Genomic DNA, 14,083 nt, shown 5'->3' on the forward strand with positions numbered 1-14,083 from the left:
ATTATTATGCGGCGGCGTCCGTCAGACGCTTTTCACGGTTCAAGGTTTGCAACGCCGAGACATCGACGATCAAGGCCACGCTGCCGTCGCCCAAAATGGTCGCGGCGGAGATGCCCGGCACTTTGCGGTAGTTGCTTTCCAGATTCTTCACCACCACCTGATGCTGGCCGATCAGTTGATCCACCAGCAACGCATAGCGGCGGCCGGCGCTTTGCAGGATAACGACGATGCCCTGCGTGGCGTCGGTTTTGGCGCCGTCCACTTCAAATACCCGATACAGTTCCACCAGCGGCAGGTATTCGCCGCGCACCTGCAGCACGCGTTCGCCCCCGGCCAGCGGGTGCAAGTCTTCCGCCTGCGGCTGCAGCGACTCCATCACCGCGTTCAGCGGCAGGATAAAGACTTCGTCGTTCACCTTGACCGACATGCCGTCGAGGATCGCCAGCGTCAGCGGCAGCAGGATGCGGATGGTGGTGCCTTTGCCGGCCTGCGAACGGATCTCGACGTGGCCGCCCATTTCCTGAATGTTCCGTTTCACCACGTCCATGCCGACACCGCGGCCGGAAACGTCGGTCACCTGCTCGGCGGTGGAGAAGCCCGGCGCGAAGATCAGCATGCCGACTTCTTCGTCGCTCATGCTGTCGCTCACCGCCAGCCCTTGCGACGCGGCCTTGGCGAGAATTTTTTCGCGGTTCAGGCCGGCGCCGTCGTCGATGACTTCAATACAGATGTTGCCGCCCTGATGTTCGGCCGACAGCACCAGATTGCCCACCGCCGATTTGCCGGCGGCGATGCGGGTGGCCGGCTCTTCGATACCGTGATCGAGGCTGTTGCGCACCAGGTGCGTCAACGGATCGATGATGCGTTCGATCAGGCTCTTGTCCAGTTCGGTCGAGCTGCCCTGCAGCGTCAGCTCCACCTGCTTGTTCAGCTTGCCGGCCAGATCGCGCACCAGGCGCGGGTAGCGGCTGAAGACGTATTCCATCGGCATCATGCGGATCGACATCACCGACTCCTGCAGATCGCGCGCGTTACGCTCCAGCTGGCTCATGCTGTTCAGCAGATCGCCGTGGTTGACCGGATCGAGCGTGCCGGAGCGCTGCGCCAGCATCGACTGGGTGATCACCAGCTCGCCCACCAGGTTGATCAGCTGATCCACCTTTTCCACCGCCACGCGAATGCTGGTGGACTCGCTCGCCTTGGCGCGCGCTTTCGGCGCTTCCGCCGCTGCGGCGGCCGGTTTGGCGGCAGGCGGCGCGGCGCTGGCGACCGGCGCAGGTTCCGGCACGGCGACCGCTGCCGGTAAGCTAGCTTCTGCGACGGCCGGTTCGCTCGGCGTCGGCGTCGAGAAGCTGATTTGTTCCGGTTCCAGCACGAAGCACAGCACGGCGCTGATGTCGTCTTCGCTGGCGGAGGTGAGCAACGTCACGTCCAGACTGTGTTCCGTCTGATGAGGGTCTTTAACCTCACCGAGGTTGCCCAGCTCTTCCAACATCAAGGGGATTTCACTGGCTTTCAGCCCGTTCAGGCTGATGCGCATGCCGCCTTCGATCGCCGCCGGCGCGGCCGTCGGCTTCACGACAGGCTGCTGAACGGCCGGTTGAGCCGCGGGCGCCGCCTGCTGCTGTTGCGCTTCCAACGCCAGCTGGCGCAGCGCCTGGCAAATGTATTCAAAGCTTTCGGCGTCAGGCTGTTGCGAGGTTTTATAGGCGTCCAGTTGCTCCTGCATAATGTCTTTGGTTTCCAGAAACAGGTTGATAATCTCGGTGCTCAGGCTCATTTCCTGGCGTCTTGCACCGTCCAGCAGGTTCTCCAGCAGGTGGGTGGTTTCCTGCAGCACCGAAAAGCCAAAGGTCGCCGCGCCGCCCTTGATCGAGTGCGCCGCGCGGAAGATGGCGTTCAACGGCTCGATATCGGGGGCCAGCGGATCCAGCTCCAGCAGATGTTGCTCCATGTCGGCCAGCAACTCGTCCGCCTCATCAAAGAAGGTCTGATAAAAATCGCTAATGTCCATGCTCACGGGGTCACCTCTGGCTGTGAGTCGCGGTTAGTCGGTGCGGGTGCGGCCGCCGGTTGTTCCGGCGCCTGATCGGCCGGGGCTATCGCCGGGGATACCTGCGCTGGGACGCTCGGCGCTGGCGTTGACGCCGCCGGCTCCGGGGCTGCCGCCGAGGGCTCCGGCGTTTGGCTGGCCGGTGCAGTCGCCGACGGCGCCAGCTGTTTCAGGCTGTCCGGCTGGGCGATATCCATCGCGTTGCTTTCGGCATTTTCATGTTCGATGCCTTCTTGCGTTTGCTTATTCAGCACCAGCACGGTGATGCGACGGTTAATCGCGTCATCGGCGCCGTGCTGTTTCAGGCTCATGGTGGCCGCCATGCCCACCACCCGCAGCACCTTGCCTTCCGCCAGGCCGCCGGCGATCAGCTCGCGCCGGGAGGCGTTGGCGCGATCGGCCGACAGTTCCCAGTTGCTGTAGCCACGCTCGCCGCTGGCGTAAGGGATATCATCGGTGTGGCCGGACAGGCTGATCTTATTCGGCAAATCGTTGAGGATCGGCGCTATCGCCCGCAGAATATCGCGCATGTAGCTCTCGACCTGCGCGCTGCCGGTTTTGAACATCGGCCGGTTTTGGCTATCGATAATCTGTATGCGCAGCCCCTCGTCCATCATGTTGATCAGCAGATGCGGGCGCAGCGCCTTCAGGCGCGGATCGGACTCAATCAACTCATCCAGCTTTTCGCGCAGCTTGTTCAGGCGCAGCTCTTCGGCGCGCTTGTCCGGCGAGTCGACCTGCTTTCTCACCAGGCCGTGCTGCTGCGTAGGATCGTCGCCGCCGCCCGGGATCGGGCTGCTTTCGGAGCTGCTCTTGTCGCCGCTGGTCAGGGCCACCTTGAGCGGCGTGCGGAAATATTCGGCGATTTGCGTCAGCTCCTGCGGGCTGGCGATCGCCAGCAGCCACATCACCAGGAAGAACGCCATCATCGCCGTCATAAAGTCGGCATAGGCGATCTTCCAGGAGCCGCCGTGATGGGCGGCATGATGTGACTTGCGCTTTCTGACCAGAACGACCGGATGATTCTGTTTCATGCTTCTTCTTCTTCCGTCGCCTGCTGCGCCGGCGCTTTCACGCGGCGCACGTGTTCTTCCAGCTCAACGAAAGAAGGACGTTCGGTGGTATACAGCGTTTTGCGGCCAAACTCGACGGCGATCTGCGGCGCGTAGCCGTTCAGGCTCGACAGCAGCGTGACCTTGATGCACTGCATCATCTTGACGTTTTCGGCGCTCTTCTGGCGCAGCAATGTGGCCAGCGGCGAGATGAAGCCGTAGGCCAGCAGAATGCCGAGGAAAGTACCGACCATGGCGTTGGCGATCAGCGCGCCCAGTTCCGCGGCCGGCCGATCGGCCGAAGCCAGGGCGTGCACCACCCCCATCACCGCCGCGACGATACCGAACGCCGGCAAGGAGTCGCCCACCATCGCCAGGCTGCCGGCGGGCACTTCGCTTTCCTGCTCGTAGGTTTCGATCTCTTCGTCCATCAGCGCTTCGATCTCGAACGCATTCATATTGCCGCTCACCATCAGCCGTAAATAGTCGGTAATGAACTCCACCAGGGTGTTATCGGCAAGGATGCGCGGATAATTAGAAAAAATTTCACTTTCTTGCGGATTATCGATATCGAACTCGAGCGACAGCATGCCCTGCTGGCGCGATTTGGCCAGCAGGCGGAACAGCAGCGCCATCAGATCCATGTACAGATCTTTGTTGTATTTGGAACGGCGCATCAGCCGCGGCAGCGCGCGCAGCGTGGCTTTGATTGCCTTGCCGTTGTTGCCGACGATGAAAGCGCCGACCCCCGCCCCGCCGATAATCAGAAATTCCGCCGGCTGATACAACGCACCGAGGTGACCGCCCACGATCAGGTAGCCGCCAAACACCGCACCCAATACCACCAGATAACCCAAAATAACTAGCACACGCATTCCTTAAATTAACAATGTGGATGGAAGGTGGGGCAAACGCGCCCTGGCGCACAGACCAGGCTGCGTGTCTGGGGGCGGCATGCCGCCCCTGCGTATCACACGTCGGTATTCATTGCCGAGAGCCGGCAATGTGGCGGCTCAAATGGCGCGTTTGACCTGCTCGTCCAGCAGTTGAGGAATAATATCGGCCAGTTGCGGCGAAAGTTTACGTCTTTTTACGGCGCGGGATGGGGGTTGGCATAAACTGCAGATGAAACCGTTCAGCGGCTGGTGCGCGTGGGTAATAAATGCGCCGCCGCAGCAGCTGCAGGCAGAGAGCTGCAGCATGCCGCTGTCGACGAAACGCACCAGCGTCCAGGCACGGGTCAGCGCCAGCAACGGCGCCTCGCCGGCCTGCTGAGGACACTGCTCCAGGTAGAGGCGATAGGCTTTGATCACCGCCTCCACTCCGCTGCACTGCCCGCTTTTCATCAGAAACAGGTAGGCGTTGTAAAACATCGACGAGTGAATATTTTGTTCCCAGGTCATAAACCAGTCGGTTGAGAACGGTAACATTCCTTTTGGCGGCGGGCTGCCGCGTAACTCCTTGTAAAGTTTAATCAAGCGCCCGCGGCTGAGCTGGGTTTCGCTCTCCAGCATCTGCAATCGGGCTCCCAGCGAAATCAGCTCCATGGCGAGCTGAATGTCCTTGGCTTCTTGAACGATACTTTTCTCAACCATCATCAGGCTCTTTTCTTCGTCGGGCTAGCGTCTTTACTCGATAGCTCTTGCAGTAAATGGCTTGATAGCAAAATGCCGGTATGGATTTGTTGCAGATCGTCGACGCGCGACTCTTTGGTCAGGCGTTCGATGGTCTGGCTTTCGTTAAAGCGGAAGTGGCAAACCAGCTGGTTGGTCTCGGCCAGTTTCACCATTTGCGGCAAAGTCAGCTGCGCCAGCGCATCGGCCATGGCTTCATCAATACCAAGACGGAACATCGCGGACGCTTTTTCATCGTTGATCAAACGCTGTGCTAAAAGTAAATATGACAGATTGATGTCATAAATATGCTTAAGTAATTCAGACGTACCCATATTCCCCATCCCGACAGACTATGTTTAAAAACATACGCTGGGTGATAAATTTTATCGCCCGTGACCTGGGTTGTTTCCCAAAGCTGGCAAATTAATCTCTCAAAAACGACTGCTATAATTTTCAACAATCGCTAAATTTGACCACTGTTCAGTATTTGCTACGAGCGTAAACCAATGTGTATGGATGTACAGCATTCTGCTTCGATAGTGTTTAGTCACCATGAAACTATTTTTACAAATTTAATAAGATTATTCCTAAAGCAGCGCAACTCTACCCCCGAACCATTAGCACACACAATGTAAGTGAGAGGCAATTTTAAATACAATGTGACATAGATCACAAAAATAAAAAATAATTAAGCCAAATACACCCAAATACGCTCACTTATTGACCGCCATTTTGTTCACAAAACAGCCACAGGTAAAAAAACGTCTTAAAAACAATGTTTATCCGCCAAAAAATTATCTTTTTTAGATCAATTCGAACAAAAGCATCACCAAACCAAAATAACAGAACAAAAATCTGTATATAGGCAACAAACTCAGTATAAATAACCATTTGAGTTACTAAAAAATATCCAAGCTGAAAAATAACACGTGTAAACTATAAGGCTATTGGCTATCGGATTTGACTTAAGCCCTCAGCCTGAAGCTGTTCTAATTTTCCACATCAGGTGATTATGGCTTATCAATGATTCGCTGGCGTAGTGAACAAGCTAACAGACGTAACGATATGTTTCCGTATTAGCGCAATGCAAGAATGCTTTTTCTACATTAGAGTTCCCCAAAACGATATATCGGCAGCAATCCATAAAACTTTAATGCCTTTATTTCTTTTTCTGTCGCCGTGATAATTCTCTCTCCCCCAGAGATTATTTACATGGCTTACGTTTTCATCACGTCATTGTCATAAAATAAAACGCAGTTTTGTTTTACTCTTCATATTTCCCCATCGAGAAAAACGGCTTTTCAGCGCAAGTGACGACGACAAACACCGCCCAATGCCGCAGCGGCACCACGGACGGTGAAAAAATCACCGCAAAAGATGGCCTGGCGCGGCGCCGCGAGCTTGTGCACGGCAAGAACGACGACGCGTCGGCCGTCAACCGCCCTGAGACTTTCCCTATTTATCCGTTTATCAGCAGGATGAGATTGCTGACGGCGCACTGGCATATTATGATTTATCAAAGCGCCGCTACGTGCGGCGTGACATCATTACCCGGTGCAATTTATCTACTTGAAATGATTTTTGTCAGGTCGTACATCGCTGCCTCGACGGCGTCGCCGTGAGCCGCCGATGTGTTATTCACCCGGCTTTAACTATTAACAGGCTATATTTTAATCATGACCGATACGCTCGAATATCTGCTGACATTCCGTAAATGCTCCTCTTTGGACAGCCTGGAGAAGGTGTACGACAAACTGAACTACTCCATTGAAAATGATAAAGAAATGAGCAACATGTACCGCGCCGCCGACCACCGTCGCGCCGAGCTGGTTGCCGGTAAATTGTTCGATCTGGGCAAGGTGCCGAAAACGCTGTGGGCGCAGGTGCTTTAATTCAGTGAAATTACGTGCGGCAACGGTTTTATCTTTTATTGCTATATAACCGGGGTAAATTCGGCTTTTATTGCCGCGCGTGATGCGAAACACATTTATTCCCCCCGCCAGGCTCTACCCTTTATCCAACGCAGTACCTCCGCCAAGGCCGCCGATGCGGCAGCCTAAAATGCGATGGATACAACAAGGAGTGGGATATGGGGTATCAAAACGTTCTGGTCACCGTCGCCGTTGCCCCTGACAGCCACCGCCTGGTGGAAAAAGCCGTCTCCATCGTCCGCCCTTACGGCGGCAGCATCACCTTGTTAAGCACCCTCGCCAACCCGGAAATGTACAATAATTTCGCCGGGCCGATGCTGGGGGATTTGCGCTCGTTGATGGAGGAGGAAACCCGGCTGTTTATGGAGGAACTGCGTCAACGCGCCGGTTACCCGATCGCCGATGCGCTGATCGTGCACGGCGAGCTGGGTGACAGCCTGGAATACGCCAGCCGCCGTCAGCCGTTCGACCTGCTGATCTGCGGCAATCATCGCGACGGCATGATGAATAAGGTCTCCTGTTCCGCCGCCCGCTTTATCAATATCAGCCATATCGACGTGCTGATCGTTCCGCTCTAAGGCTAAGCACATTCGGTAACGTTGCCTTGCCGCCCCTGGACTAGGCTTAACGCATCTTGTTTGTCGCAACGCAAAGGAGCTTTCGATGTCCCCTTCTTCTCAACAGAACCGCCGCTTCCTGCTGGCCTCGCGTCCGCACGGTGAACCGACGGCGGCCAACTTCCGTCTCGATACCGTCCCCGCACCGCAGCCCGGCGCCGGACAGCTGGTGCTGCGCACCGTTTATCTGTCGCTGGATCCTTATATGCGCGGGCGCATGAGCGATGCCCCCTCCTACGCGCCGCCGGTGGAGATCGGTCAGGTGATGGTGGGCGGCACGGTATCGCGCGTAGCGGCTTCACAGCATCCCGATTTCAACGTCGGCGATTGGGTGTTGGGTTATGACGGCTGGCAGGATTACGCCCTGTCTGACGGCAGCGGCCTGCGCAACCTCGGCCCGCACCTGCCGCAGCCTTCCCGCCTGCTGGGCGTGCTGGGCATGCCGGGATTTACCGCTTACATGGGGCTGCTCGACATCGGCCAACCGCAGGCGGGAGAAACGCTGGTGGTGGCCGCCGCCAGCGGTGCGGTCGGCTCGGTGGTCGGCCAAATCGGTAAGCTGAAAGGCTGTCGCGTCGTCGGCGTCGCCGGAGGGGCGGAAAAATGCCGCTATGTGGTGGAAGAGTTGGGTTTCGACGCCTGCATCGATCACCGCGCCCCTGACTTTGCCGAACAGCTGGCGGCCGCCTGCCCTAAAGGCATCGACATCTATTACGAAAACGTCGGCGGGGCGGTGTTCGACGCCGTACTGCCGCTGTTGAACACCAAAGCGCGCATTCCGGTGTGCGGCATCATCGCCCATTACAATGCCACCGGGTTGCCTGCGGGGCCGGACCGCTTGCCGCTGCTGGAGGGGCTGATCCTGCGCAAACGCATCCGTATGCAGGGCTTTATCATCTTCGACGACTACGGCTCACGCTTTGACGAGTTCTTGCAACAAATGAGCAGTTGGGTCGAGGAGGGGAAAATCAAGTTCCGCGAGGACATCGTCGACGGGCTGGAGCAGGCGCCGCAGGCGTTTATCGGCCTGCTGCAGGGCAAGAACTTCGGCAAGCTGGTGATCCGCGTCGCCGACGAGTAACCGGTAACAGGGCGTGGTACACCACGCCCTGCTGTTAATGTATGGCGCCGTCGCCGAATCGCACATCTTCCTCGACCGTCAGCGTCACCTGCACAATAGTGCGCACCGCTTCCACCATCGTCGCCAGCGCCATACTCGGCTTGCCCGGATGCGCCGCCGCCAGTGCATGGCTGTACGGGACATGCACGAATCCGCCCCTGCCCCTCGCGTGCTGCGTCTCGAGATAGTGCCGCAGACCGTAAAAAATATGGTTGCAGTTATAGGTACCTGCCGTATAAGAGACCGCCGCCGGGATCCCCTGTCGGCGCAGCTGCTGCACTGCGGCCTTGACCGGCAACGTGCTGAAATACCCCACCGGCCCGCCGGCCACCACCGGTATATCGACCGGCTGTTTACCGGCATTGTCGGGAATGCGGGCATCGATCAGATTGATGGCCACCCGTTCCAGCGATATCTCGGCCCGGCCGCCGGCCAGGCCCAGACAAATCACCGCCAGCGGCTGCAGCGCCTCAATCGCCGCGATCAATTGCTGATTGGCCTCGCCCAACACGCAAGGCAGCTCGAGCGCCGCGATCTCCGCGCCGGCAATATGTTCACCGGCCAACGCCTGCGCAATCTGCCAGGAAGGATTCACCGCATCGCCATCGAACGGCTCAATGCCGGTGATCAAGACTTTGTTCATCATTTCCCCTGATTGAAGGCTAAATTCGTGTACTTCCAGCCTAGAGAACGCAGTATGATTCTGGAAATGGATTATCTGTATATAGAGTATTCATAAAATGAATTTGGCCAACGTCGATCTCAACTTGCTGGTGGTGTTCGAGGCGTTATATCAGACGCGCAACGTCACCGCCGCAGGCCGGCGTCTTAACCGCGCCCAGCCCTCCGTCAGCAATGCCTTGGCACGGCTGCGCACGCTGCTGAACGATCCGCTGTTTGTTCGCAGCGGCGGCGGCATGGCGCCTACGCCACGCGCCCATCAGCTTATGCCGCAGATACAGCAGGTGCTTGAACAGATCCATCTGGCGTTGGCGCCCCCTGCCCGTTTCGATCCGGCCACCGCCGGGCAACGGCGCTTTACGCTGGCGGCCGGCGACTATGCCGATATCCTGCTGCTGCCCGCTATCATCAGTCGGTTACGTCAGACAGCACCCGGCATCGATATTCGCGTTTCGCGCCTGGATCGCCACAATATTTACCGGCAACTGGATCGCGGCGAGGTGGATATCGCGCTGGGAGGGCACCTTTCCGGAGCGGAAAGCCACTATGTGCGCACGTTGTTTGAAGAACATCTGGTGTGTATCGCCAGCCGTTCACACCCACAGTTGGCGGATGGCCGCTGGGATCTGGCACGCTACCTCAGCCTGCCGCATGGGCTGTACGCACCGGCAGACGACGGCTCTGCCAGGGGATTGGTCGACCGGCGCCTGGCGGAAATCGGCGGTCAACGGCGCGTCGCCGTAACCTTTTCACATATTGCCGCTCTGCCGGCTGTGGTCGCCGACAGCGATCTGATCGCCACCCTGGCCGCCAGCGCGGCCCGGCATTTTTCCGATCCGCAACGCGTACGCATTCTCCCGCTGCCCGACGAGTTGGCCATCGCGCCTTTCCCCATTGAGCTGATCGCCGGCAGGCTGGCGCAACGCGACCCGGCGTTAATCTGGCTCTGTGAGCTGATAGGCCAACTCTCCTTCGCCCCCTCCCTACGTTAACGACGGCATTCGCTGCATTTTCAACCGTTCGAACGCATGTTCCAGGGCTCGCCGGTGGGCCCTGAGAGGTCTGCCAAATAGGAATCATCCGAATTAACATTCGCCAAATTTATATATTTGATCATCTTTAACTGGCAAATGGTAAGGATAAAAAACAGTCAGTGACTTTTTTTACGTAAAAAAAGAGTTGTTTTATAAACACGTTGACTTAAGTGTTACAGATTTATTTTTTGGTATTACCAATTATCCAATAATTTGAGATAAAAAATGATCTGCTCGCATGTATATGTTTTAGATGATTAAAACCAAGATCGTGAGCAAGTTAACGAATTGAGCATTGATCCACAAGGCTATTTTGCAAATGCAGAGCTCTATTGTAGACTGCACAAATCGTGCCTTTGTGTAAACTTTGTTAAATCTTTCGTCAGTTCCTGTCTCCATTCGTGACAGATACGCCATCGGGATCGCGCGTCAATTCTCGTGCGGTAGCTATGCCTAAAGCGGGGAATAGTATGGATCGCCTTATCATTGCGCACACGCCTTTGCCCTCCCATCAGCTGTTGTTCAGAAGCCTTTCCGGTGAGGAAAAACTGGCCGGATTGTTCGAGTTCGACGTCGAGCTGCTCAGCCCCGACAATCGGCTCGATCTGAAAGCGCTGCTGGGACAAAAAATCACGTTGGAGCTGCGGGGCAATCCGCTGGCGCCGCGCTATCTCAACGGCAATATCACGCGCATGACTCTCTCCGGACGGGAAGCAGGCGGCAACCGTTACTATATCTACCGCGCCGTGCTGCGCCCCACGCTGTGGTATCTGACGCAAAACCGCGATTTTCGCATCTACCAGGAAAAGACCGTTCCCGACATCCTGACTCAGGTGCTGGGGCAGTATCAGGTGAAAATCGATAATCGCCTGAGTTACGACTACCGCATCTGGGGGTACTGCGTGCAGTACCAAGAGAGCGATTTCGATTTCATCAGTCGCCTGATGGAGCACGAAGGCATCTATTACTATTTCACGCACCAGCAAGACGGCCATACGCTGGTGCTGGCTGACGCGCCGTCGGCGCATCAGGAACTCGCCGGCTACGCCAGCATTCCCTATCAGCTCGCGGAAGGCGGCCTGGTGGAAAACAAAGACAGCATCAACAGCTGGAGCGTTTCGGACGCCATCACGCCCAGCCTGTATAGCCTGGATGACTACGATTTTCGCAAGCCGCGCGCGCGGTTGCTGGAGGCGCGGCAGAATCCCGCCTCGTTCGCGCAGGACAAAGCCGAGGTGTTCGACTGGCCCGGGCGTTATACCGATCACGCCCACGGCCAGTTTTACGTCAAGGTTCGCCAGCAGGAGTTCGAAGCGCAGCACGAGCAGATGAGCGGCGAAGGCAGTTCGCAGGGCATTGCGCCCGGCTACCGTTTTCAACTGATCCAGGCGCCGCGTATGGAGGACAACCGCGCCTACCTGGTGGTCAGCGCGCATTACTTCATGCAGGAAAACAGCTACGCCAGCAATGATAACGACGTCGGCGAGCAGCGTACCGAATTTCAGGTCGTTCCGGCGGACATCAATTGGCGCCCGGCGCGCATCACGCCCTGGCCGAAAACCCACGGCCCGCAAACTGCCGAAGTGGTGGGGCCGGAAGGCGAAAGCATCTGGACCGATAAATATGGCCGGGTGAAACTCAAATTCCGCTGGGATCGCCACGGCAGCGGCAATGAAACCAGTTCCTGCTGGGTGCGCGTCTCCAGCGCCTGGGCCGGCTGGAAATACGGCGGGATCCAGATCCCGCGCGTGGGCGAAGAAGTGGTGGTCGACTTTATCAACGGCGATCCGGATCGCCCTATCATCACCGGCCGCGTTTACAACGAAGACAGCATGCCGCCGTGGGATCTGCCCGGCGACGCCACCAAAATGGGCTTTATGAGCCGCAGCAAAGGCGGCGGCGCCGACAACGCCAGCTTCCTGTTCCTAGAAGACTCGCCCGGCAACGAATCTTTCGACATGCACGCCGAACGCAACATGAACATGACGGTGGAAAACGACAAGAACGTCAATATTGACGGCAGCCGCACCACCACCATCGGCCGCAAGCAGGACGACACCGTCACCGGCGACGCCACGTTCCTGTACAAAGCGAAACGCACCACCACCGTCGATGGGCTGGAAACCGCCAACCTGAACGCCCACCAGACGGTGAACATCAAAGGCGGCCGCGACCTGACGATTTTCGACGGCGGCGATAAAATCGACATCACCGGCAATCAGTCCTTCAAGCTTGACGGCGCGCAGACGCAAAACATTACGCAAACCCAACACGTCACGGTGAAGGGCAATCAGACCCTCGACATTACCGAAGGGCAACAAACCAGCACCATCAAGCAAGGGCAAACGGTCAACATCACCTCCGGCGGGCAGCACACCACCATCACCGCCGGCGGGCAGGAATTGACGGTTAAAGGCGGCGGCCAAACCGCTACCGTCACCGGGAATGTCACCGAGACCTACAAAAACGATCAGAGCACGACGATCACCGGCACGCTGACCATCAAAGCAAAAACGATCAACATCACCAGCGCAGACGGCGTGTCGGTGCAGACACCGAGCTGGAAAGATAACTGCCACGGTTGGAAATGGGTGGCGACCGGGGCCAACTTCGCCTTCTACGGCTCCAATCTTGCGTTGACAGGAGCCAGCCTGAAACACACGATGCTGGATATCTCGCACAATCCGCTGGCGATCAGCAAAACCAATTTCAAGCTCAGTAACGATCCCATGACGTTCACTCAGCTTGGCGCGCTGGTGACCAACGGCGCCTTACGGTTGAGCACCAAGGCGCTGGCGATCTTTTTATAAAGGGACTCCCATGTCGAAGGCCAAAAATGTTCTCACCGTTATCGGGTTGATTTTATTGGCTCCTATCCTCAGCCTGGTGGGTTTTTTCAAATTCATCACGGTCGATATCTGGGGTTATTTCAAACATATCGGTTCTTCCCTCAGCGTGATGGAGAACGGTATTTCCGCCTCCGGGCAAATCGTCAGCATTCGCCAGACCAACCTGTGGGACGGGAATCGGCCGGTCTGCGAAGTCGAAGTCAAATACATCGCCCAAGACGGAAAAAACCATACGGCCGTGGCGAAAGGCCCGATCAGCGTCGTGGATCTGCCGCGTTATCAGCCGGGCCATTTCACCGCGATCAAGTACGACCCGAAGAACCCCAAAAAAGCGGTGATCGAAGAGCTTTCCCGGCTTTGAGCGAAAAGGCTCCTTTCAATCACGCGATCCGATTGCAACGCTCTGCCAACGGCTTATCGTTCATCGGTTCGCTAACTCACCTTGCATAAGGAAGTGTCACGATGGGCGCGTTCATTGCCTTTTCGACGCAGGACAGCCTCTGGGGACAAATCCTGTTTACCTTCTTTGGCATCCTGGTTGGCTGCGTCTTGCTCGCCGCGATCGGCAAAACCTTTTTGTCGGCCAACCGAGCGGCCGCGTTGCCTGCGCGGTTGCTGATCTTTGTCGCGCTGATGCTGGCGCTGCTGAAATACAACCAGCAGGTGATGTCTGCGGTGAATGCCCCCGCAGAATTGATCGGGTTCCTGATTTTGCCCGGCTTTTTGATGGGTTACCTGGGTGCGGCGCCCACCGGCAGACTGGCGCTGGTGATAGAGCTGCCCTGTTTTGCGGCGCTCGCCGCGCTGCTGATTCTGGGCACCGCCGACGTCGAATTTTTTGCCCCCTATCACCTGGAGAGCGCCGGCCAATTTATCGCCAAGGCGATCGCCGCGGCATTGTCCGTCGCCGCCGTACTGTTGGCTCGCGGAATAAACGGGAAGGACGGCGCACTGTCCTCTTGATCATCCCTTTCGAAGCGGGGCCCTCCCCGCATTAACGATCGGCGCTGAACGCCGCATCGTTTTCTTCATCTGTTGTGACATAGCCTGATATCTATTAAACCGAAAAACGGATTGTTTTTGAGCAGCAGCCTGGCTGCCAGCTGATATCCACAGGAAGCTTTACACAC

14 protein-coding genes are annotated in these 14,083 nt (G+C 57.1%); 8 read left to right on the forward strand and 6 right to left on the reverse strand.

Annotated features, from left to right (window positions below):
• Positions 1–4 precede the first annotated feature (4 nt).
• From cheA to flhD, 5 genes are all read right to left on the reverse strand, one after another.
• The gene (gene cheA / locus ACJ8HH_RS10630; protein ID WP_060451646.1) at positions 5–2,020 is read right to left on the reverse strand and encodes a chemotaxis protein CheA; all 2,016 of its coding nucleotides are present in this window, start codon (positions 2,018–2,020) and stop codon (positions 5–7) included.
• Complete coding sequence (gene motB, locus ACJ8HH_RS10635; RefSeq protein ID WP_049234710.1) at positions 2,017–3,087, reverse strand: flagellar motor protein MotB; 1,071 nt, start codon at positions 3,085–3,087, stop codon at positions 2,017–2,019. The genes cheA and motB overlap by 4 nt, the downstream gene beginning before the upstream one ends.
• Positions 3,084–3,974, reverse strand: a complete 891-nt coding sequence (gene motA / locus ACJ8HH_RS10640; protein ID WP_015378266.1) for a flagellar motor stator protein MotA — start codon at positions 3,972–3,974, stop codon at positions 3,084–3,086. Before motA ends, motB begins: the two co-directional genes overlap by 4 nt.
• Positions 3,975–4,118: 144 nt before the next feature.
• Positions 4,119–4,703, reverse strand: coding sequence for a flagellar transcriptional regulator FlhC (gene flhC, locus ACJ8HH_RS10645; protein ID WP_016927281.1), 585 nt, complete (start codon positions 4,701–4,703; stop codon positions 4,119–4,121).
• Positions 4,703–5,053 (reverse strand): flagellar transcriptional regulator FlhD, encoded by a 351-nt coding sequence (gene flhD / locus ACJ8HH_RS10650; RefSeq protein WP_033647796.1) that lies wholly within the window; start codon positions 5,051–5,053, stop codon positions 4,703–4,705. The genes flhC and flhD overlap by 1 nt, the downstream gene beginning before the upstream one ends.
• 927 nt (positions 5,054–5,980) lie before the next feature.
• On the opposite strand from flhD, the gene ACJ8HH_RS10655 reads away from it, so the two are divergent.
• The 4 genes from ACJ8HH_RS10655 to ACJ8HH_RS10670 all read left to right on the forward strand — a co-directional run bounded on the left by ACJ8HH_RS10655 (position 5,981) and on the right by ACJ8HH_RS10670 (position 8,350).
• The gene (locus tag ACJ8HH_RS10655; protein ID WP_049211913.1) at positions 5,981–6,343 is read left to right on the forward strand and encodes a hypothetical protein; all 363 of its coding nucleotides are present in this window, start codon (positions 5,981–5,983) and stop codon (positions 6,341–6,343) included.
• 54 nt (positions 6,344–6,397) lie between these two features.
• Positions 6,398–6,613 (forward strand): transcription modulator YdgT, encoded by a 216-nt coding sequence (ydgT, locus tag ACJ8HH_RS10660; protein ID WP_033635010.1) that lies wholly within the window; start codon positions 6,398–6,400, stop codon positions 6,611–6,613.
• A gap of 197 nt (positions 6,614–6,810) precedes the next feature.
• Positions 6,811–7,230 (forward strand): universal stress protein UspC, encoded by a 420-nt coding sequence (gene uspC / locus ACJ8HH_RS10665; RefSeq protein ID WP_033635011.1) that lies wholly within the window; start codon positions 6,811–6,813, stop codon positions 7,228–7,230.
• A gap of 85 nt (positions 7,231–7,315) precedes the next feature.
• A complete protein-coding gene (locus ACJ8HH_RS10670; RefSeq protein WP_033647798.1) occupies positions 7,316–8,350 on the forward strand; it encodes an NADP-dependent oxidoreductase in 1,035 nt (344 codons plus the stop codon).
• A gap of 34 nt (positions 8,351–8,384) precedes the next feature.
• On the opposite strand, the gene pcp is transcribed toward ACJ8HH_RS10670, so the two are convergent.
• Entirely contained in the window at positions 8,385–9,032 is a 648-nt protein-coding gene (gene pcp, locus ACJ8HH_RS10675) for a pyroglutamyl-peptidase I (protein WP_033648133.1), read from the reverse strand.
• A 97-nt stretch (positions 9,033–9,129) separates the two neighbouring features.
• On the opposite strand from pcp, the gene ACJ8HH_RS10680 reads away from it, so the two are divergent.
• The 4 genes from ACJ8HH_RS10680 to ACJ8HH_RS10695 all read left to right on the forward strand — a co-directional run bounded on the left by ACJ8HH_RS10680 (position 9,130) and on the right by ACJ8HH_RS10695 (position 13,916).
• Entirely contained in the window at positions 9,130–10,062 is a 933-nt protein-coding gene (locus ACJ8HH_RS10680; protein WP_033647799.1) for a LysR family transcriptional regulator, read from the forward strand.
• Positions 10,063–10,574: 512 nt separating this feature from the next.
• A complete protein-coding gene (locus tag ACJ8HH_RS10685) occupies positions 10,575–12,914 on the forward strand; it encodes a type VI secretion system Vgr family protein (protein WP_060436442.1) in 2,340 nt (779 codons plus the stop codon).
• Positions 12,915–12,924: 10 nt separating this feature from the next.
• Positions 12,925–13,314 (forward strand): DUF3592 domain-containing protein, encoded by a 390-nt coding sequence (locus ACJ8HH_RS10690; RefSeq protein WP_033647801.1) that lies wholly within the window; start codon positions 12,925–12,927, stop codon positions 13,312–13,314.
• A gap of 101 nt (positions 13,315–13,415) precedes the next feature.
• Positions 13,416–13,916, forward strand: a complete 501-nt coding sequence (locus tag ACJ8HH_RS10695) for a hypothetical protein (RefSeq protein ID WP_060436443.1) — start codon at positions 13,416–13,418, stop codon at positions 13,914–13,916.
• Positions 13,917–14,083: the final 167 nt, after the last annotated feature.

The organism is Serratia sp. CY32780 (genome assembly GCF_052169135.1).
GTDB classification, from domain to species: domain Bacteria; phylum Pseudomonadota; class Gammaproteobacteria; order Enterobacterales; family Enterobacteriaceae; genus Serratia; species Serratia sarumanii.

Excerpts from the sequence above, each read along its gene's own strand:
- ydgT (WP_033635010.1), top strand. The coding sequence starts at position 6,398 with ATGACCGATACGCTCGAATATCTGCTGACATTCCGTAAATGCTCCTCT.
- flhC (WP_016927281.1), bottom strand. The coding sequence starts at position 4,703 with ATGATGGTTGAGAAAAGTATCGTTCAAGAAGCCAAGGACATTCAGCTC.
- ACJ8HH_RS10690 (WP_033647801.1), top strand. The coding sequence starts at position 12,925 with ATGTCGAAGGCCAAAAATGTTCTCACCGTTATCGGGTTGATTTTATTG.
- ACJ8HH_RS10695 (WP_060436443.1), top strand. The coding sequence starts at position 13,416 with ATGGGCGCGTTCATTGCCTTTTCGACGCAGGACAGCCTCTGGGGACAA.
- uspC (WP_033635011.1), top strand. The coding sequence starts at position 6,811 with ATGGGGTATCAAAACGTTCTGGTCACCGTCGCCGTTGCCCCTGACAGC.
- motB (WP_049234710.1), bottom strand. The coding sequence starts at position 3,087 with ATGAAACAGAATCATCCGGTCGTTCTGGTCAGAAAGCGCAAGTCACAT.
- ACJ8HH_RS10670 (WP_033647798.1), top strand. The coding sequence starts at position 7,316 with ATGTCCCCTTCTTCTCAACAGAACCGCCGCTTCCTGCTGGCCTCGCGT.
- ACJ8HH_RS10685 (WP_060436442.1), top strand. The coding sequence starts at position 10,575 with ATGGATCGCCTTATCATTGCGCACACGCCTTTGCCCTCCCATCAGCTG.
- flhD (WP_033647796.1), bottom strand. The coding sequence starts at position 5,053 with ATGGGTACGTCTGAATTACTTAAGCATATTTATGACATCAATCTGTCA.
- ACJ8HH_RS10680 (WP_033647799.1), top strand. The coding sequence starts at position 9,130 with ATGAATTTGGCCAACGTCGATCTCAACTTGCTGGTGGTGTTCGAGGCG.
- pcp (WP_033648133.1), bottom strand. The coding sequence starts at position 9,032 with ATGAACAAAGTCTTGATCACCGGCATTGAGCCGTTCGATGGCGATGCG.